Annotated in this window: 19 protein-coding genes; 11 read left to right on the plus strand and 8 right to left on the minus strand. The window is 69.3% G+C overall.

Features of this window, described 5'->3' with window-relative positions:
- The first annotated feature begins 12 nt into the window (after nt 1-12).
- Nucleotides 13-663 carry a pirin family protein gene (locus SCNRRL3882_RS28365; RefSeq protein WP_029181777.1) on the plus strand — a complete coding sequence of 217 codons (651 nt, stop codon included), beginning with the start codon at nt 13-15 and terminating at the stop codon, nt 661-663.
- Here SCNRRL3882_RS28365 and SCNRRL3882_RS28370 read toward each other — a convergent pair.
- Together SCNRRL3882_RS28370 and SCNRRL3882_RS28375 are read right to left on the minus strand one after the other, a co-directional pair.
- Nucleotides 660-1,475, minus strand: a complete 816-nt coding sequence (locus SCNRRL3882_RS28370; protein ID WP_010048525.1) for a serine hydrolase domain-containing protein — start codon at nt 1,473-1,475, stop codon at nt 660-662. The genes SCNRRL3882_RS28365 and SCNRRL3882_RS28370 overlap by 4 nt on opposite strands.
- 18 nt (nt 1,476-1,493) lie before the next feature.
- Nucleotides 1,494-1,961, minus strand: coding sequence for a GNAT family N-acetyltransferase (locus SCNRRL3882_RS28375; RefSeq protein WP_010048524.1), 468 nt, complete (start codon nt 1,959-1,961; stop codon nt 1,494-1,496).
- A gap of 98 nt (nt 1,962-2,059) precedes the next feature.
- On the opposite strand from SCNRRL3882_RS28375, the gene SCNRRL3882_RS28380 reads away from it, so the two are divergent.
- Both SCNRRL3882_RS28380 and SCNRRL3882_RS28385 read left to right on the plus strand, forming a co-directional pair.
- Nucleotides 2,060-2,524 carry a MerR family transcriptional regulator gene (locus SCNRRL3882_RS28380; RefSeq protein WP_010048522.1) on the plus strand — a complete coding sequence of 155 codons (465 nt, stop codon included), beginning with the start codon at nt 2,060-2,062 and terminating at the stop codon, nt 2,522-2,524.
- The gene (locus tag SCNRRL3882_RS28385; RefSeq protein ID WP_010048521.1) at nt 2,521-3,537 is read left to right on the plus strand and encodes an aldo/keto reductase; all 1,017 of its coding nucleotides are present in this window, start codon (nt 2,521-2,523) and stop codon (nt 3,535-3,537) included. The genes SCNRRL3882_RS28380 and SCNRRL3882_RS28385 overlap by 4 nt, the downstream gene beginning before the upstream one ends.
- A 102-nt stretch (nt 3,538-3,639) precedes the next feature.
- Here SCNRRL3882_RS28385 and SCNRRL3882_RS28390 read toward each other — a convergent pair whose 3' ends face one another.
- From SCNRRL3882_RS28390 to SCNRRL3882_RS28400, 3 genes are all read right to left on the minus strand, one after another.
- Nucleotides 3,640-4,509: a DUF4429 domain-containing protein gene (locus tag SCNRRL3882_RS28390; RefSeq protein WP_040904419.1), complete on the minus strand. Its 870-nt coding sequence runs from the start codon at nt 4,507-4,509 to the stop codon at nt 3,640-3,642.
- Nucleotides 4,510-4,575: 66 nt separating this feature from the next.
- Nucleotides 4,576-5,784, minus strand: coding sequence for an alpha/beta hydrolase (locus SCNRRL3882_RS28395; protein WP_010048519.1), 1,209 nt, complete (start codon nt 5,782-5,784; stop codon nt 4,576-4,578).
- A 73-nt stretch (nt 5,785-5,857) separates the two neighbouring features.
- Nucleotides 5,858-6,490: a TetR family transcriptional regulator gene (locus tag SCNRRL3882_RS28400; RefSeq protein ID WP_010048518.1), complete on the minus strand. Its 633-nt coding sequence runs from the start codon at nt 6,488-6,490 to the stop codon at nt 5,858-5,860.
- A gap of 115 nt (nt 6,491-6,605) precedes the next feature.
- Between SCNRRL3882_RS28400 and SCNRRL3882_RS28405 the strand changes: the two genes are divergently transcribed.
- Together SCNRRL3882_RS28405 and SCNRRL3882_RS28410 are read left to right on the plus strand one after the other, a co-directional pair.
- Nucleotides 6,606-8,231 carry an MFS transporter gene (locus SCNRRL3882_RS28405; RefSeq protein ID WP_029181775.1) on the plus strand — a complete coding sequence of 542 codons (1,626 nt, stop codon included), beginning with the start codon at nt 6,606-6,608 and terminating at the stop codon, nt 8,229-8,231.
- Between the two features lie 234 nt (nt 8,232-8,465).
- The gene (locus SCNRRL3882_RS28410; RefSeq protein ID WP_010048516.1) at nt 8,466-8,777 is read left to right on the plus strand and encodes a hypothetical protein; all 312 of its coding nucleotides are present in this window, start codon (nt 8,466-8,468) and stop codon (nt 8,775-8,777) included.
- Between the two features lie 69 nt (nt 8,778-8,846).
- On the opposite strand, the gene SCNRRL3882_RS28415 is transcribed toward SCNRRL3882_RS28410, so the two are convergent.
- Nucleotides 8,847-9,581 (minus strand): potassium channel family protein, encoded by a 735-nt coding sequence (locus SCNRRL3882_RS28415; RefSeq protein WP_010048514.1) that lies wholly within the window; start codon nt 9,579-9,581, stop codon nt 8,847-8,849.
- Between the two features lie 83 nt (nt 9,582-9,664).
- Nucleotides 9,665-12,412, minus strand: a complete 2,748-nt coding sequence (aceE, locus tag SCNRRL3882_RS28420) for a pyruvate dehydrogenase (acetyl-transferring), homodimeric type (protein WP_010048513.1) — start codon at nt 12,410-12,412, stop codon at nt 9,665-9,667.
- Nucleotides 12,413-12,860: 448 nt separating this feature from the next.
- On the opposite strand from aceE, the gene SCNRRL3882_RS28425 reads away from it, so the two are divergent.
- The 6 genes from SCNRRL3882_RS28425 to SCNRRL3882_RS28450 all read left to right on the plus strand — a co-directional run bounded on the left by SCNRRL3882_RS28425 (nt 12,861) and on the right by SCNRRL3882_RS28450 (nt 17,448).
- On the plus strand, nt 12,861-13,298 hold the full coding sequence (locus SCNRRL3882_RS28425; RefSeq protein WP_010048512.1) for a DUF3052 domain-containing protein: 438 nt from the start codon (nt 12,861-12,863) through the stop codon (nt 13,296-13,298).
- A 133-nt stretch (nt 13,299-13,431) separates the two neighbouring features.
- Nucleotides 13,432-13,890, plus strand: a complete 459-nt coding sequence (locus tag SCNRRL3882_RS28430; protein WP_010048511.1) for a peroxiredoxin — start codon at nt 13,432-13,434, stop codon at nt 13,888-13,890.
- Between the two features lie 147 nt (nt 13,891-14,037).
- Nucleotides 14,038-14,613, plus strand: a complete 576-nt coding sequence (locus SCNRRL3882_RS28435; protein ID WP_010048509.1) for a calcium homeostasis/redox stress adaptation protein — start codon at nt 14,038-14,040, stop codon at nt 14,611-14,613.
- 120 nt (nt 14,614-14,733) lie between these two features.
- Nucleotides 14,734-15,309 (plus strand): TerD family protein, encoded by a 576-nt coding sequence (locus tag SCNRRL3882_RS28440; RefSeq protein ID WP_010048507.1) that lies wholly within the window; start codon nt 14,734-14,736, stop codon nt 15,307-15,309.
- Nucleotides 15,310-15,434: 125 nt separating this feature from the next.
- Nucleotides 15,435-16,580 carry a DUF475 domain-containing protein gene (locus SCNRRL3882_RS28445; RefSeq protein WP_010048506.1) on the plus strand — a complete coding sequence of 382 codons (1,146 nt, stop codon included), beginning with the start codon at nt 15,435-15,437 and terminating at the stop codon, nt 16,578-16,580.
- Between the two features lie 130 nt (nt 16,581-16,710).
- Complete coding sequence (locus tag SCNRRL3882_RS28450) at nt 16,711-17,448, plus strand: TerD family protein (RefSeq protein ID WP_010048505.1); 738 nt, start codon at nt 16,711-16,713, stop codon at nt 17,446-17,448.
- A 46-nt stretch (nt 17,449-17,494) separates the two neighbouring features.
- Here the strand turns inward: SCNRRL3882_RS28450 and SCNRRL3882_RS28455 are convergent, their stop codons facing one another.
- A complete protein-coding gene (locus SCNRRL3882_RS28455; RefSeq protein WP_010048504.1) occupies nt 17,495-18,463 on the minus strand; it encodes a TerD family protein in 969 nt (322 codons plus the stop codon).
- Nucleotides 18,464-18,551: the final 88 nt, after the last annotated feature.

Raw genomic sequence — 18,551 nt, forward strand, 5'->3', positions numbered from 1 at the left:
GTGGACTCCGTGATGGACGTACGGCGCGCTGACGAGCGCTACCAAGGTGGCGACCCGGCGGCCGGAATCGAGAGCCGGCACGCCTTCTCCTTCGGGCCTCACTACGACCCGGACAACCTCCGTTTCGGCGCGGTGATCGCCTGCAACGAGGAGCGCCTGGCGCCCGGGGCCGGCTTCGACGAGCATCCGCACAGCCACACCGAGATCGTGACGTGGGTGGTCGAGGGCGAGCTGACGCACCGGGACTCCACCGGGCACGAGTCGGTGGTCCGCCACGGAGACGTACAGCGGCTGAGCGCGGCGGGCGGGGTGCGCCACGTGGAGCGCAACGACGGCCCGGGCCCCCTCACCTTCGTCCAGATGTGGCTGGCCCCGCTCCGGCCCGGCGGCGACCCCTCCTACGAGGTCGTCCACGGCATCGCCGACTCGACGCCCTACGCCGTCCCGGAGGCCGGCGCGATGCTGCACGTGCGGCGTCTGGGAGCGGGGGAGCGGACGGCGGTACCGGACGCGGCGTTCGCGTACGTGCACGTCGTGCGCGGGGAGGTACGCCTGGACGGCGAGACGCTCGGCGCCGGCGACGCGGCCCGGATCACCGACGCGAAGGGCCTGGAGGCCGAGGGCCGGACCGACGCCGAGTTGCTGATCTGGGAGATGTCCTAGAGCTCCGCGAGCACCGTGTCCGTGAACACCGGCCACGCCTCGATCGCCCACGGCCCGAACGCCCGGTCCGTCAGCGCGACGCACGCGGCCCGCGCGTCGGGGTCGACCCACAGGAACGTCCCGGACTGCCCGAAGTGCCCGAAGGTGCGCGGCGAGGACGAGGAGCCCGTCCAGTGCGGCGACTTGGAGTCGCGGATCTCGAAGCCGAGCCCCCAGTCGTTGGGGTTCTGGTGGCCGTACCCCGGCAGGACGCCCTTCGTGCCCGGGTGGTGCACGGTCATCGCCTCGGCGACCGTCCGGGGGTCCAGCAGGCGCGGGGCCTGCACCTCGGCCGCGAACCGCAGCAGGTCCTCGACCGTGGACACGCCGTCCTTGGCCGGAGAGCCGTCGAGGGTCGTCGAGGTCATTCCCAGCGGCTCCAGCACGGCCTGCCGCAGGTACTCCCCGAACGGGATGTCGGTCGCCTTCGCCACGTGGTCCCCGAGCTGCTCGAAGCCGGCGTTGGAGTACAGCCGTCGCTCCCCGGGCGGGGCCGTGACCTTGTGCTCGTCGAAGGCGAGTCCCGAAGTGTGCGCGAGCAGATGCCGGACCGTCGCCCCGGGGGGACCCGCCGGCTCGTCGAGCTCGACGGCTCCCTCCTCGTACGCGACGAGCACCGCGTAGGCGGCCAGCGGCTTGGTCACCGACGCGAGCGGGAACCGCTGTCCGGCCGGTCCGTGGGTCCCGAGCACGGTGCCGTCCGCCCGTACGACACCCGCAGCGGCGGTGGGAACCGGCCAGTTCTCGATCAACGCGAGGCTCTTCAGCGACATGCGTTCGAGCCTATGCGCTCAGAGCGTCAGTTCCAGCAAGGGGTCGGGCTTGGGCCGGAAACCGAGGGAGACGTACAGCGGCTCGGCCTCCGGCGAGGCGGTGAGCTGCACCCGCCGGGCGCCGCGCTCGCGGAACCACTCCAGCAGCGTCGTCATGCACGCGCGCGCGTACCCACGGCGCCGGGCGGACGGGTCGGTGGCGACACTGAAGACGAAACCCACCGTGCCCCGCGGTTCGCCCATCTTCCCGATGCGGTAGTCGATCGTCCCGGCCACCAGCGACGCCAGCGCCCCCGGCCGCTCGGGGTGGTCCGCCACGAACGCCGCGAAGTCCCCGTCCGGCTCGCCCAGTTTGGCCCTCAGTGTGGGGAGCGACTCCCCGTGCCAGGCGGCGGAGGGGTCACCGAACAACGAGTCGATCATGATCTGGCGCAGGCGGAGGACTTCCTCGGCGTCCTCGGGCAGGGCGCGGCGTACGGCACACATGACGCCCTACGCTAACCAGCCGGATCGAGAAGCGTCCTGCCGATTTCTTACCGTCGGCGCTTGCTTGGAGTGCACTCCAAGGTTCTAGCGTTGGGGTCATGACGGTGATGGAGACCACGGGGACCAGGACCGACACCTGCGCCGGTCCGCCGCAGCAGAACCGGCGTCCGGACGGCCAGGACCGCTACACGATCAGCGAGGTCGTCACCCTGACCGGCCTGACGGCGCACACCCTGCGCTGGTACGAACGCATCGGCCTGATGCCGCACATCGACCGGTCCCACACCGGCCAGCGTCGCTACACCAACCGCGACCTCGACTGGCTCGACCTCGTCGGCAAGCTCCGCCTGACAGGCATGCCGGTCGCCGACATGGTCAGGTACGCGGAACTCGTGCGTGAGGGCGACCACACCTACGGCGAGCGCTTCGAACTGCTGAAGACCACCCGCGAGGACGTGCTGGCCAGGATCGACGAACTCCGGGGCACGCTCGCGGTGCTCGACCGGAAGATCAGTTTCTACGCGGACGCCGGGCGCGCCCTGGCGTCGGAGAGGTCCCGATGACGGACGGCAGGATCACGACGGCGAAGCTCGGCGACAACGGCCCCGAGGTGGGCGTCCAGGGCCTCGGCTGCATGGGCATGAGCTTCGCCTACGGCCCGTCGGACGCGGACGCGTCCCGGGCCACCCTGGAACGGGCGCTCGAACTGGGCGTCACCTTCTACGACACGGCCGACGCGTACGGCGCCGGCGAGAACGAGCGGTTCCTGTCACCGTTCTTCAAGGCACACCGCGACGAGGTCGTCATCGCGACCAAGTTCGCCCTGTCGATCCCCCCGGAAGACCCGACGCGCCGCGTCATCCGCAACGACCCGCCCTACATCCGCGAGGCCGTCGAGGCGAGCCTGAAGCGCCTCGACGTCGACGTCATCGACCTCTACTACATGCACCGGCGCGATGTGAACGTGCCGATCGAGGAGAGCGTCGGCACGATGGCCGACCTGGTCCGCGAGGGCAAGGTCAAGCACCTGGGCCTGAGCGAGGTGACGGCCGAGGAACTGCGCGCCGCCCACGCGGTGCACCCGATCGCGGCCGTGCAGTCGGAGTGGTCGCTGTTCAGTCGTGACATCGAGCCGAAGGTCGTCCCCGCGGCCCGCGACCTGGGCGTGGCCCTGGTCCCGTACTCACCCCTCGGCCGCGGCTTCCTCACGGGCTCCTTCACCAACGCCGACCAGGACCTGACGCCGGACGACTTCCGCCGCCAGCAGCCCCGCTTCACGGGGGAGAACGCGACGACGAACGCGGCCCTGCTGGAGCTGATCCGCTCGGTGGCCAGGGCCCACGACGCCTCCCCCGGCCAGATCGCCCTGGCCTGGGTCCAGCAGCAGGCATCCGTCCACCGTCTGCCGGTCATCCCGATCCCGGGCACCCGCAAGCCGTCCAGGCTGGAGGAGAACACGGCAGCGACCAGGATCGTCCTGACGGAAGAGCAACTGGACCTGCTCAACGGCATTGCGGCCCAGGTGGCCGGCGCCCGCTACGCGGACATGACCTTCACTTCTGCCGGACGTGAGTGAAGGTTCCTAGGGGCGCGGGGAACTGCGCGACCGGCCACGAAGCCCCCGCACCCGCCGGCGCGCAGCACCCCGCACCCGCCGGCGCGCAGCACCCCGCAGACGCTAAAGCTCCGCCAACAACTCAGCCTTTTTGACCGAAAACTCCTCATCGGTCACCAACCCGGCCTGATGCAGTTCACCAAGGTGCCGAATCCGCTCGGCGATGTCCGCGGGATCACGCCGCGGCCCGGCCGCGGAAACCGCCGCCACCGGACTCGACGCCCGCACCGCCGCCAACACCGCCGCGGCGAACGGCAGTGACTCGTGCACAGGTCCGTACCCCAACCCGAACACCACCGCGGCGGGATCCTGGTCGGCCTGCGCGGCAGCCCCCGCGCCGGTCCCCGACCCGTCGCGCCGCAGCAACCGCAGATGCCCCTCGAAGACCTCGGGTGACCGCCACTCCACCCCGTTCAGCTCCCCGACGGAGAAACTCTGGTCCCCGGCCTTCCACTTCGCCGACGACGCCCCCGTCCAGAACCACCGGAAGTTCACGGTCCGCCCGTCGAACGAGGCCTTCCCGTCGTACGCCTTGAACGACAAGGGCCCCTTCGGCGGCTCCACGAGGAACCGCTCCGCCGGCCCGGACTCCGTCAGCAGCGACCGCAACTCGTCGGCGTAGTACTCCGCGAGGACCTCCCGCTCGGCGGGCAGCACCAGCCGGTAGGGATCGCCGCTGTCCTTGAGCTGTCCGGCGGCGGCCTCCATCAACGGATCCGCACCGGGCCGCGGCTCGACGCGCAGCACCACCGTGCCGCGCTTGCCGCGCGTCAGCGTCACCCCGGCGATCGCCTCCAGGGGCACACGACGCTCCCCCAGCGCCTGGAAGAGCTTGGGTGTTCGAATCCCCCGCTCGTAACGGATGAGCACGGAGTCGGACTCGAACTCCCAGGCGGCATGAAATCCGGCCAGTACGTCACCCATGCGGCTCATCGTATGCGGCACGCGCTCCTCCGTCCCCCTCCCGAGCAGACCGCAGTTCCTTCGCCTCTACGCGCGTCAGGCCGCGGCCGTGCCGGACAAACCGGTCCGGCAGACGCCGTCTTCGTGCGCGCAGTGCACCGAGCGGTATGCGCCAACGCCGATCTCTGCGAAATTCATCAGACTTGCCGTACCCGGCTCGAAGTAGCCGGCGTGACCCTTCGCACCCTGCGCCGACAGCACCCGCGCACCGAACCCGGCGGACACCGGGTCGGCCCCGTGGCCCAGCCCGCCGACCTCCAGGTACGGCACGTCCTGGATCCAGTCGTCGGCGTCCCGCATCGCCCACACCCGGGCGGTGGTGTGCAGTTGGGCGGCCTTCTCGACACGCATGCCGGGGCTGCCGGCCACCGCGATGTCGGACACCCGGCCCGGCAGCGAGTGCGCGGCGACGCCGCACACCACGGAGCCGTAGCTGTGACAGAACAGCGAGACCGGCGTGCTGCCCGGCAGCGCCCGCACCAGCGCGTTCAGCCGTACGGCCCCCTCCTCGGCACGCAACCCCGTGGCCGAGTCGATGCCGAGTCCGCTGGGTGCCGTGTAGTCGGCCCAGGCGATCACGGCCGTACGGGTCGCGGGGCTCGCTGTCCGCTCGGCCGCGTACAGGGACTCGGCCATGCCGACGGGCGCCGAGTACTTGCGCTGGGTGCGCTGGAAGGTGAGCAGGTTGGTGTCCACACCGGGTACGACGACCGAGACCCGGTCCGCCTCACGCAGGTCGCCGAAGACCTCCGCCACCCGTCCCGAGCCCTCGGGGTCGAAGGCGAGGATGTGGCGGCCCTTCTCCATGAGGTCGTCGAAGCGGTGCATCCGGCGGGCGGCCTCGTGCTTCCCGGCCGGGGTGAGACGGTTGTCGTGCATGCGTTCCCGCTCGACCTTGCGTGCCTGGGCGAGCGCGACGCGGTTGGCGCGGTAGCGCAGTTCGACCGGGGCGCCGTTCATGTTGCCGACCGCGAGCGGGTACTCGCGGACCAGGCTCGCGCGGTCCCGCTCGGTGAGCGAGGCGAAGAAGCGGGCCAGCCTCGTCGGCTGGGACTGCGGGTCCGGCAACCGGTGACCGCCGATCCGGCCGTGCTCCCAGGCGGACAGCGAGGCCTGGAGCGGCGTGTCGCCCCGCTGGTTGCGCAGGGCCGTCCAGCCGGTGGTCGCCAGCATCACGAACACGACGGCCAGAGCGAGCAGTGCGCGCCAGACGTTGAGCTGCGGGGTGGTGTCGAAGGAAGTCACTGAAAGGACACACTAGGAGAACGAGAGGGTCTCGCGTTAACCAAGTGACCGGGATCACGTTTCGGTGAATGTGCTAAGGGGACTGCTCCGTACGCCAGTTCCCGGCCAGGGCCGGACCCACCTGATCGAGGTAAGTGGCGGTCAGTTGGCGCATTCCTTCGAGGGTGAGGTCGTCCCCCGCGGACCAGAGTCGCTCGGTGACACGAATCACCCCGCCGAAGAGGGCCACGATGATTCTGGGCCGCGGATCCGCGTCCACGTCGAGCCCCTCGCGCTCCGCGATGATGCGGGCGAGTTCCTCCTCCAGTTCCGCCGCGCGCCGCAGATGGGCGGCGAGCAGCGCGGGCGTCGACTCGATCACCCGGTAGACGCGCATGTGCAGCTCGACCGGCACGATCTCCTCGATCGTCTCGCTGATCGTGTCCCAGCTCTCCAGCACGGCCCGGCGCAGCGCCTCCAGCGGGGCCTCACCCGGCGGGCGGGCCCGTACGGCCTCGACGACCTGCGTCTCGGCGAGCCGCGGCACGTAGAACGCCGTCTCCTCCTTGCCGGCGAAGTAGCGGAAGAAGGTGCGCTGCGAGACGTCGACGGCGGCGGCGATGTCGTCGACGGTCGTCTCCTCGTACCCGCGCGTGACGAACAGTTCCAGGGCGGCCCGCAGCAGCGCGTCCCGGGTGCGCTGTTTCTTGCGTTCGCGCAGGTTCAAGTGATGCCTCTCTCTTTCAGTGTTTGCCCAGTTCAGGCTATAGGGAAGTGGTGTGTCAGTTACCGACTTGTGAATTGGTTTGTCAATTGTCAGTGGCTGTCATTAGCCTCGAAGCATGACTAGTCAGACCACCATCGACACGACGGGGTCGGGGGGCAAGGCACCGGCGACGCCGTCGGGCGCGACGCCGGGCAAGGGGCTGCGAGGGCACCCCTGGCTCACCCTCATCACCGTCGCTGTGGGGGTCATGATGGTGGCCCTCGACGGCACCATCGTGGCCATAGCCAACCCCGCGATCCAGAAGGACCTCGGCGCCACCTTCGCCCAGGTCCAGTGGATCACCAACGGATACTTCCTCGCCCTCGCGGTCTCCCTGATCACCGCGGGCAAGCTCGGCGACCGCTTCGGTCACCGGCAGACCTTCCTCATCGGCGTCGTCGGCTTCGCCGCCGCCTCGGGTGCCATCGGTCTGTCCGACAGCATCGCGCTGGTCGTCACCTTCCGCGTTCTCCAGGGCCTCTTCGGCGCGCTGCTGATGCCGGCCGCGCTCGGTCTGCTGCGGGCCACCTTCCCGGCCGAGAAGCTCAACATGGCGATCGGCATCTGGGGCATGGTCATCGGCGCGTCCACCGCCGGCGGCCCGATCCTCGGCGGCGTGCTCGTCGAACACGTCAACTGGCAGTCGGTGTTCTTCATCAACGTGCCGGTCGGTGTCCTCGCCGTCGTCCTCGGCGTCTGGATCCTCCTCGACCACCGCGCGGAGAACGCCCCGCGCTCCTTCGACATCCTGGGCATCGCCCTGCTGTCGACCTCCGTGTTCTGCCTGGTGTGGGCGCTCATCAAGGCCCCGCCGTCCGAGTGGGGCTGGGGCGACGCCAAGACGCTGGCGTTCCTCGGCGCCTCCGTGCTGGGCTTCGCGCTGTTCGCCTTCTGGGAGACGAAGGTGAAGGAGCCGCTGATCCCGCTCGCGCTGTTCCGCTCCGTGGCGCTGTCCGCGGGCGTCGTGCTCATGGTCCTGATGGCCATCGCCTTCATGGGCGGCCTGTTCTTCGTGACGTTCTACCTCCAGAACGTGCACGGGATGAGCCCGATCGACGCGGGTCTGCACCTGCTGCCGCTCACCGGCATGATGATCGTCGGCTCGCCACTCGCCGGCGCGATGATCACCAAGTTCGGCCCCCGCGTCCCGCTCGCCGGCGGCATGGCGCTCACCGCGATCGCCATGTACGGGATGTCCACGCTGGAGACGGACACCGGCAGCGGCATCATGTCGCTCTGGTTCGCCCTGCTCGGCCTCGGCCTCGCGCCGGTCATGGTCGGCGCGACCGAAGTCATCGTCGGCAACGCCCCGATGGAGCTGTCGGGCGTGGCGGGCGGTCTTCAGCAGGCCGCCATGCAGATCGGCGGCAGCCTCGGTACGGCCGTGCTGGGCGCCGTGATGGCGTCCAAGGTCAACAGCGACCTCGCGGGCAACTGGGAGAAGGCGGGGCTTCCGCCGCTGACGCCGGGGCAGGAGCACCAGGCGTCCGAGGCCGTCCAGGTCGGTGTCCCGCCGGTGGCGCCGGGCACGCCGGACGCGATCGCCGCGAAGATCACGGGCGTCGCGCACGACACGTTCATCTCCGGCATGAGCGCGGCGTCCCTCGTGGCCGCCGGTGTCGCCGTGGTGGCGGTGCTGGTTGCGTTCCTCACCAAGCGCGGTGAGAACGCGGGCGCCGGCGCGGGCGCGGCGCACATCTGACGGTCCGATCCGGGTGTTCGCCTATCAGGGTGAACAAGGCCGCTGACCACTCCCCTCCGGCGGGCCTCGCAGGTCACAGTGGGTCAAGTCCTCCGCAGGGCATGGAGGACGGACGCTGCGGCGCGCTGCCGGAGGGGGGCAGCGCGCAAGCAGCGGGATTGAGGCCCGATGTGGGGGTACTCGCCATGTCGTACCCGAACCGAACCCCAACCGACTGAGGGTTTACGGGAGTTGATGATGGCGAGCTTCGGACACGGTACGCGCAGGCACCCCCGCTCACGTGGCCGGACGTGGTCACGGACCGGGCCGGATCGCGCGACGCTCGGAATCATCGGAGTCATCTGCGCGGTCGCCGGATTCTTCGTGCTGGGGATCATCCTCGGCCCCGTGGCGATCGTCTGCGGCTGGCTCGCCATGGGCCGCACCTGGGCGGGCTCCCGCCCGGCCACGGCCGTGGTCGCCCTGGTCCTGGGCGCCATCGACACGCTCCTGGCCGTCATCTGGCTGGCCGGAGCGACGACCCCGGGCAACGGCATGCTGTTCTGACCCCATGCCGTCCCCGCCCGGGGAAGTGAGGGAGGGGCCCCCGGCGTCAGCCGGGGGCCCACCTTCATGTCACCTCACCGACGTTTCCTTCAGCGCCGCCAACTCCCCCCGCAGCGCCCGTACCTCCTCCGTCAGCTCCCGGATCGCCTCCGTCTGCCGCCGCTCCTCCACATCGTCCTTCTCGAACCGCGCGATGAACCACGCCGCGATGTTCGCCGTCACCACACCCAGCAGGGCGATCCCGGACAGCATCAGCCCCACCGCGAGCATCCGCCCCAACCCGGTCGTCGGCGCATGATCCCCGTACCCCACGGTCGTCATCGTCGTGAACGACCACCACACCGCGTCACCCAGCGTCCGGATGTTCCCGTCCGGCGCGTCCCGCTCCACCGACAGCACCGCCAGCGACCCGAACATCAGCAGACCGACCACCGCACCGGCGACATACGTCGTGAGCCTTATCTGCGAGGCCATCCGCGCCCGCTGCCCGACCAGCAGCAGCGTCGACACCAGCCGCAGCAACCGCATCGGCTGAAGCATCGGCAGCACCACCGCGCCCAGGTCGAGCCAGTGCGTCCGTACGAACACCAGCCGCTGCTCGGCGAGCGCGAGCCGTATGGCGTAGTCGAGCGCGAACGCGCCCCACACCACCCACTCGACGGCCGTGCACACCTCCACCACGTCCCGGCTCGCGTCGGGCCGGACGATCGGCACGGCGTAGGCGACGGCGAACGCCAGGGCCAGGCCGAAGAGGGGGCGCTGCGTGTGCTGTTCCCAACGGTGTCGGGCCGACTGCTGCTGCATGGCCGAATCGTAGAAAACGTGAAGGGGTGGTGTGCCCACGGTGTACCCGTGAGGCTCACCACCCCTTGACAGGGTCTGACGAGTTACGCGTCGCCGCCCGCGACCCCCGGGTCGGCCGCCGACACGTCGAGCAGCTGGTACCGGTCGATGGCCTGCTTGAGCACCGACCGGTCGACCTTGCCCTCACGGGCCAGCTCGGTGAGCACCGCCACCACGATCGACTGCGCGTCGATGTGGAAGAAGCGGCGGGCAGCGCCCCGCGTGTCCGCGAACCCGAAACCGTCCGCGCCGAGCGACTGGTACGTCTGCGGCACCCAGCGCGCGATCTGGTCCGGAACCGATCGCATCCAGTCGGACACGGCCACGACCGGGCCCTGCGCATCGGCCAGCTTCCGCGTCACGTACGGCACCCGCTGCTCCTCCTCGGGGTGCAGCAGGTTGTGCTCCTCGCAGGCCACGGCCTCGCGCCGCAGCTCGTTCCAGGAGGTCGCCGACCAGACGTCCGCCTTGACGTTCCACTCCTCGGCCAGGACCTTCTGCGCCTCGACCGCCCACGGCACCGCGACACCCGACGCCATGATCTGCGCCGGGATCGAGCCGGCCGTGCCCTCGCTGAAGCGGTAGACGCCCTTGATGATGCCCTCGACGTCCACGTTCTCGGGCTCGGCCGGGTGCTGGATCGGCTCGTTGTAGACCGTCAGGTAGTAGAAGACGTCCTCGCCGTGCGGGTGCTCCTCGGAGCCGCCGTACATCCGGCGCAGGCCGTCCTTCACGATGTGCGCGATCTCGAAGCCGAACGCCGGGTCGTACGCCACGCAGCCGGGGTTCGTGGAGGCCAGCAGCTGCGAGTGGCCGTCGGCGTGCTGGAGGCCCTCACCGGTCAGGGTCGTCCGGCCGGCGGTCGCGCCCAGGACGAAACCGCGGGCCAGCTGGTCGGACATCTGCCAGAACTGGTCGCCGGTGCGCTGGAAACCGAACATCGAGTAGAAGACGTAGACCGGGATCAGCGGTTCGCCATGGGTCGCGTAGGCCGAGCCGGCGGCGATCAGGGACGCCGTGCAGCCCGCCTCCGAGATGCCGTCGTGCAGCATCTGGCCGTGCGGCGCCTCCTTGTAGGCGAGCAGCAGGTCACGGTCGACCGATTCGTACTGCTGGCCGAGCGGGTTGTAGATCTTCGCGCTCGGGAAGAACGAGTCCATGCCGAACGTGCGGTACTCGTCCGGCGCGATCAGCACGAACCGCTTGCCGATCTCCTTGTCCCGCATGAGGTCCTTGAGCAGGCGCACGAAGGCCATCGTCGTGGCGATCGACTGCTGGCCCGAACCCTTCTTCACGGTCGCGTACGTCTTGTCCTCGGGCAGCGGCAGCGGCTTGGACCGCACGACGCGCGTGGGGACGTAACCGCCGAGCCCCCTGCGGCGGTCGTGCATGTACTGGATCTCTTCCGAGTCCCGGCCCGGGTGGTAGTACGGCGGCACGCCGGACTCCAGCTCCTTGTCCGAGATCGGCAGGTGCAGGCGGTCGCGGAAGCGCTTGAGGTCGTCGACCGTCAGCTTCTTCATCTGGTGCGTGGCGTTGCGGCCCTCGAAGTTCGGGCCCAGCGTCCAGCCCTTGATCGTCTTGGCGAGGATCACCGTCGGCTGGCCCTTGTGCTCCACGGCCGCCTTGTACGCCGCGAAGATCTTCCGGTGGTCGTGACCGCCGCGCCCCAGGTGCAGGATCTGGTCGTCGGTCATGCCCTCGACCATCGCGCGCAGGCGGTGGTCGTCACCGAAGAAGTGGTCCCGGATGTACGCGCCCGTCTCCGTGGCGTACGTCTGGAACTGTCCGTCCGGCGTGGTGTTCATCTTGTTGACCAGCACGCCGTCGCGGTCCTGGGCGAGCAGCGGGTCCCAGGTGCGGTCCCACACCAGCTTGATCACGTTCCAGCCGGCGCCGCGGAAGATCGACTCCAGCTCCTGGATGATCTTGCCGTTGCCGCGCACCGGGCCGTCGAGGCGCTGGAGGTTGCAGTTGACGACGAACGTGAGGTTGTCCAGGCCCTCGCGGGCGGCGATGGACAGCTGGCCCAGCGACTCCGGCTCGTCCATCTCGCCGTCGCCGAGGAACGCCCACACGTGCGACTTCGAGGTGTCGGCGATCCCGCGCGCGTGCATGTAGCGGTTCATCCGCGCCTGGTAGATCGCGCCGATCGGGCCGAGGCCCATCGACACCGTCGGGAACTCCCAGAAGTCCGGCATGAGGCGCGGGTGCGGGTACGACGACAGGCCGTACGGCGCCTTGGACTTCTCCTGGCGGAAGCCGTCCAGGTGCTGCTCGCTGAGCCGGTCCAGCAGGAAGGCGCGGGCGTAGATGCCCGGCGAGGCGTGCCCCTGGAAGAAGACCTGGTCGCCGCCGTCGCCCTCGTCCTTGCCGCGGAAGAAGTGGTTGAAGCCGACGTCGTAGAGGGAGGCGGAGGACGCGAACGTGGCGATGTGACCGCCGACGCCGATGCCGGGGCGCTGGGCCCGGGACACCATCACCGCCGCGTTCCAGCGGGTCGCGTTGAGGATCTTCCGCTCGATCTCCTCGTTGCCGGGGAAGAACGGCTCGCTCTTGGTGGGGATGGTGTTGACGTAGTCCGTGCTGCGCATCTCCGGCACGGCCACGCGCTTCTCGCGGGCCCGCTCGATCAGCCGCAGCATCAGGTAACGGGCGCGCTCCCGGCCGCGCTCGTCGACAGCGGCGTCGAGGGAGTCGAGCCACTCCTGCGTCTCTTCGGGATCGAAGTCAGGAACCTGACTCGGAAGGCCGCCAATGATGATCGGGTTGCGATCGGATGCGGAAGCCACGCTGTTCCTTACCTGTCAGAGGGCCTGCGAGGGCCGCTGTTTCGCTGTGGTCGCTGGGCGTTGTCGCTTGGGCCGCGCCGCTCCCCATGGTCCACCTCGGGGCCGTAAACGTCATCTCTACCCAGCGGTAACCCGGGCGTGGGACCGGCTCCGTGACGTATGGGGCGAATACCTTCGAGTCTCGTACCCGCAGACGATTCCCAAACGCCCAAACAGGGCAGAAAGGTGTGGTGTGCGTCACCTCGGACCATGATGGTGTGCCTGGAGTTGCGGTGACACCGCCAGGATCGTCACCGTTTCGGCGGTCTGAACGGCCGGGTACTTGCGCGATCCGCCCCGCCCGTGTGGACTACGGCCAATGCTTCGCGCACGCGCGTGGCTGAGATTCCCCCGAGCTCACAGGAGCAGGGGGAAACCGACATCCCAAGAAATGATCAGGAGGCAACCCGTGAGCGCGACCGCGGACCACGCGGAGGAGCGGACGAACCCTGCCGCCAGGCTGGGGTTCCAGCCCGGGCAGGTGGTCCAGGAGATCGGCTACGACGACGACGTGGACCAGGAACTCCGCGAGGCCATCGAGGGCATCGTCGAGGGCGACCTGGTGGACGAGGACTACGACGACGTGGCCGACGCCGTTGTGCTGTGGTTCCGTGACGACGACGGCGACCTGACGGATGCGCTGGTCGATGCCACCACGTACATCGAAGAGGGCGGCGCGATCCTGCTCCTCACGCCGAAGACCGGCCGTTCGGGCTATGTGGAGCCGAGCGACATCTCGGAAGCCGCCACCACGGCGGGTCTGACGGCGTCCAAGAGCGTCAGCGTCGGCAAGGACTGGAGCGGCAGCCGGCTGGCGACGCCGAAGGCCGCCAAGTCGAAGCGTTAGCCGTACGACACGTCCACGCGTCAGCCGTACGGACGGGGCGGGCCGGCATCGTCGGCCCGCCCACCGGTCTGCGCCGGTCCCTGCGTAGGGTGGGGCCCATTCGAGAAGCCCCACCGAAGGGACACCCACAACGATGGCGATCCAGGTCGGCGAGAAGGCCCCCGACTTCGAGCTCAAGGACAACCACGGCGCGAGCGTCAAGCTGTCCGACTTCCGCGGTCGGAAGAACGTGGTGCTGCTCTTCTACCCCTTCGCCTTCACCGGCGTCTGCACGGGCGAGCTGTGCGAGCTGCGGGACAACCTGCCGCAGTTCTCCGACCGCGACACCCAGCTGCTCGCCGTCTCCAACGACTCCATCCACACGCTGCGCGTCTTCGCCGAGCAGGAGGGCCTGGAGTACCCGCTGCTGTCGGACTTCTGGCCGCACGGCAACGTCTCGCGCGCCTACGGCGTCTTCGACGAGGACAAGGGCTGCGCCGTGCGCGGCACCTTCGTCATCGACAAGGAGGGCGTCGTGCGCTGGACGGTCGTCAACGGCCTGCCGGACGCGCGCGACCTGAACGACTACGTGAAGGCGCTCGACACCCTGTGACGCCGGTCGGGCGTCATGCGCTCGACACCCGCTGATTTGTCGGCTCCAGGGCCTGCGAGGGGCGGGAACCCGTCACTAGGATCGACTCGTTGATCCGACATCCGAGCACAACGGGGCATCCCGCCCCTGGACACCAATGGAGGACTCGTGGGAGTCAGCCTCAGCAAGGGCGGCAACGTATCGCTGACCAAGGAGGCGCCGGGCCTGACCGCGGTCATCGTCGGTCTGGGGTGGGACGTCCGCACCACGACCGGCACCGACTTCGACCTGGACGCCAGCGCGCTGCTGCTGAACAACTCCGGCAAGGTCGCCAGCGACCAGCACTTCATCTTCTTCAACAACCTCAAGAGCCCGGACGGCTCCGTCGAGCACACCGGCGACAACCTCACCGGTGAGGGCGAGGGCGACGACGAGCAGATCAAGGTCGACCTCGCCACGGTTCCGGCCGACGTCGAGAAGATCGTCTTCCCGGTCTCCATCTACGACGCCGAGACCCGCCAGCAGTCCTTCGGCCAGGTCCGCAACGCGTTCATCCGCGTCGTGAACCAGGCCGGCGGCGCCGAGATCGCCCGCTACGACCTGAGCGAGGACGCCTCCACCGAGACCGCCATGGTCTTCGGTGAGCTCTACCGGCACGGCGCGGAGTGGAAGTTCCGCGCCATCGGCCAGGGCTACGCCTCGGGCCTGCGCGGCATCGCGCAGGACTTCGGCGTGAACGTCTGAGCCATCCGAAGGGCCCTGACGACAGGGCCCCAGGTCTTCCTGTCCGGCGCCGCACGGTTTACGTGCGGCGCCGGACGTGCAGGACCACCTGAGAAACACCACCCGGGGAGGGACAGCATCATGGGCGTCACGCTCGCCAAAGGGGGCAACGTCTCCCTGTCCAAGGCCGCACCGAACCTCACGCAGGTGATGGTCGGGCTCGGCTGGGACGCGCGCTCCACCACCGGAGCCCCTTTCGACCTCGACGCCAGCGCGCTGATGTGCAGCGGCGGGCGCGTGCTCGGGGACGAGTGGTTCGTGTTCTACAACCAGCTCAAGAGCCCGGACGGATCCGTGGAGCACACCGGTGACAACCTCACCGGCGAGGGCGACGGCGACGACGAGTCACTGCTGATCGACCTCTCCAAGGTGCCGCCCCAGTGCGACAAGATCGTCTTCCCCGTCTCCATCCACATGGCCGACGAGCGGAACCAGACCTTCGGCCAGGTCAGCAATGCCTTCATCCGTGTGGTGAACCAGGCGGACGGCCAGGAACTCGCCCGTTACGACCTCAGCGAGGACGCCTCCACGGAGACCGCGATGATCTTCGGCGAGGTCTATCGCTACCAGGGCGAATGGAAGTTCAGGGCCGTCGGTCAGGGGTACGCGTCGGGGCTGCGGGGCATCGCACTGGACTTCGGGGTCAACGTCTCGTAACGCGATATGAGCAAAACTCGGGGCCCGGTGGGGTGCGAAGGGGGGACGACTAGACTTCGGCTTCAAAAGTTCGTAAAGCCGGGTACGGCGCGGGGGAGCCCCGTACACACACGATTGGGTAGCCAGTGGTTCTGAAAACCTTCGGGTGGTCGTTCGCGGTCACCGCGCTCGGCCTGGTCGCGGCGGTCCTGTTCGGCGGGTGGACCGCGCTCGGCATCGTCGCGATCCTCTCCGTCCTCGAGATCTCGCTGTCCTTCGACAACGCGGTGGTCAACGCCGGGATCCTGAAGAAGATGAATGCCTTCTGGCAGAAGATCTTCCTCACGATCGGCATTCTGATCGCCGTCTTCGGTATGCGTCTGGTCTTCCCCGTCGTGATCGTCGCGATCAGCGCCAAGATGGGCCCGATCGAGGCCGTCAACCTCGCTCTGAACGACAAGGAGCAGTACCAGCAGCTGGTGACGGACGCCCACCCGGCGATCGCCGCGTTCGGTGGCATGTTCCTGCTGATGATCTTCCTGGACTACATCTTCGAGGACCGGGACATCAAGTGGCTCGCCTGGCTGGAGCGCCCGCTGGCCAAGCTCGGCAAGGTCGACATGCTGTCGGTCTGCATCGCGCTGATCGTCCTGCTGATCTCGGCGATGACCTTCGCGGCCAACGCCCACCAGCACGGCGGCGCGCACGTCGACAAGGCGGAGACCGTCCTGCTCTCCGGCATCGCGGGTCTGATCACGTACATGATCGTCGGTGGTCTCTCCGGCTACTTCGAGGACAAGCTCGAAGAGGAGGAGGAACGCGAGCACGAGGCGGAGGAAGAGGCCGAGCGCAGCGGCAAGCCCCGCTCCGCGGTCCAGCTGGCCGGCAAGGCCGCCTTCTTCATGTTCCTCTACCTCGAGGTCCTGGACGCGTCCTTCTCCTTCGACGGCGTGATCGGCGCCTTCGCCATCACCAACGACATCGTCCTGATGGCCCTCGGCCTCGGCATCGGCGCCATGTACGTCCGGTCGCTGACCGTCTACCTGGTCCGCGAGGGCACCCTCGACGACTACGTCTACCTGGAGCACGGCGCCCACTACGCCATCGGCGCCCTCGCCATGGTCCTCCTCGTCACCATCCAGTACGAGATCAACGAGTTCATCACCGGCTCCATCGGCGTCGTCCTGATCGGCGCCTCCTTCTGGTCCTCCGTGCGCCGCAACCGCGCCCTGGCGGCCGCCGAGGGAAAAGCCGGCTCGGACGAGAAGACTGAGGTCTCGTCCGGGGTGTGACACCCCTCCGGGTGAGGAACGCTCTGTGCGGGGCGGCCACCGAGGCGACTCCTCGGCGGCCGCCCCGTCGGTCGTCAAGGGCCGTGGGTACGGCGAGGACCCGCGGTCACCAAGGGAACGTGGGGGCGGAATGGGCCTGTTCGACGGACTTCGGCGTGGGCGCGACGTGCAGTTCGACTCGGGGCACGCGGCAACCAACGCGATCGAACTGACCAAGCGGCGCGCGCAGATATCACTCACCAAACAGGACGCGGCCACCGGCCATCTCCGGGTCAATCTCAGCTGGCGGATGCGCACGTCCGACATCGGCGGCCCGCAGCGCGAGAGCTTGCTGCGGCACCCCTTCAGGGCCCTCAAGCCGCCGGAGGTCATCGGCCACAGCCAGAGCGTGGTCAACGTCGACCTCGACCTGGGCTGTCTGTACGAACTCCAGGACGGCAGCAAGGGCGTCGTCCAGCCCCTCGGCGGCTACTTCGGTGACGTCAACGCCCCGCCGTACGTCAAACTCAGCGGCGACGACCGCTTCGGCTCCGCGTCCGGCGAGACGATGTACATCAACCTCGACCACCGCGACAGCATCAAGCGGCTCCTGGTCTTCGTCTACATCTACGACCAGACACCCGCGTTCGACCGCGCCCACGCCATCGTCACGCTCTACCCGAGCAACGGCCCCCGCATCGAGATCCACCTCGACGAACGCCAGCCGCAGGCCCGCTCCTGTGCCGTCGTCATGATCGAAAAGGTCAAGGACGAGATCATCGTGCGCCGCGAGGTGAAGTTCGTCTACGGGTTCCAGGCCGAGCTGGACCGGCTGTACGGGTGGGGGCTCCAGTGGGGCCGGGGCTACAAGACGAAGGTCGAGCGCTGAGGGCCGGGCCGAGGCCCGGCCCCGCGGGTGTCGGCCCTGGGTCCCGCTAGCGTCCGATGAACTGCGGGCCCTGCGGGGGCAGGCGGAAGTCCGGGTCGAGGGCCGCGACCGCGACCGGCTCGGGGTAGCCGTAGCCGGACTGCGCGCCCGTGACGCCCGCCGTCGCCGGTGCCTGGGGGTAGCCGTACGCGGGCTGGCTGGTGGGCTGCGGGTAGCCGTACGCCGGCTGGGTGGCCGGGGGCTGCTGGGGCGGATAGCCGTACGCGGGCTGTGCGGGCACCGCGGTCGGCTGCTCCGGCGGCAGCGGCCGGGACACCTCGGGGGAGGGCCGGGCCGCGGCCGGGGCCTGCTGGGTGGGAGCGGAGGTCGCGGGCTGTGCCGGGTCGGCGGTCGTCGGCTGCGCGGGGTCGGAGGTCGTGGACCGGGCCGGGCCGACCGTGGCCGGCTGCCCGGCCGTCTCCTCCATCGCCTCCGACTCGTCCACCGAGATGCCGTAGTCGGTCGCGAGCCCCTGAAGCCCGTTCGAATAGCCCTCGCCCAGCGCCCGGAACTTCCAGCCCTCACCACGCCGGTACAGCTCGCCGCAGATCAGCGCGGTCTCCTGGCCCGTCTCCGGCTTGACGTCGAAGTACGCCAGAGCCTCCGCGCCCGTGGCCGCCGCGTCGTACAGCAGAATGCGCAGTGCCCGTACGCGGTCGAACGTGACGCCGTCCGCCGAAGCGACCAGCAGAATCCGGCTGACTCCCGACTCGACACCGGCGAGATCCGTCTGGATCGTGTCGGTCAGGCCCTCGGCGACCCGCTTCTTGCCGAGCCGCCACACCTTCCCGGAAGGGTGCCGGGGCTGGTTGTAGAAGACGAAGTCCTCGTCGGAGCGCACATGTCCGTCGGGGCCGAGGAGCAGCGCGGAGGCGTCGACGTCCGGAACCCCCTGCCCGGGTGTCCAGCGCAGCACGGCGCGCACCGTGGTGGCTTCCAGCGGGACGTTCGACCCCTTCAGCATCGCGTGCGTCATGCGGTCATCCTGCCTTCTCGGTCCTGCTCACGACAACGCGGGGCCCGGGGTGCCACGAGCGGCGCCGACGGCTCTCGCGGACTACCGT

The organism is Streptomyces chartreusis NRRL 3882 (assembly GCF_900236475.1).
GTDB lineage: Bacteria > Actinomycetota > Actinomycetes > Streptomycetales > Streptomycetaceae > Streptomyces > Streptomyces chartreusis_D.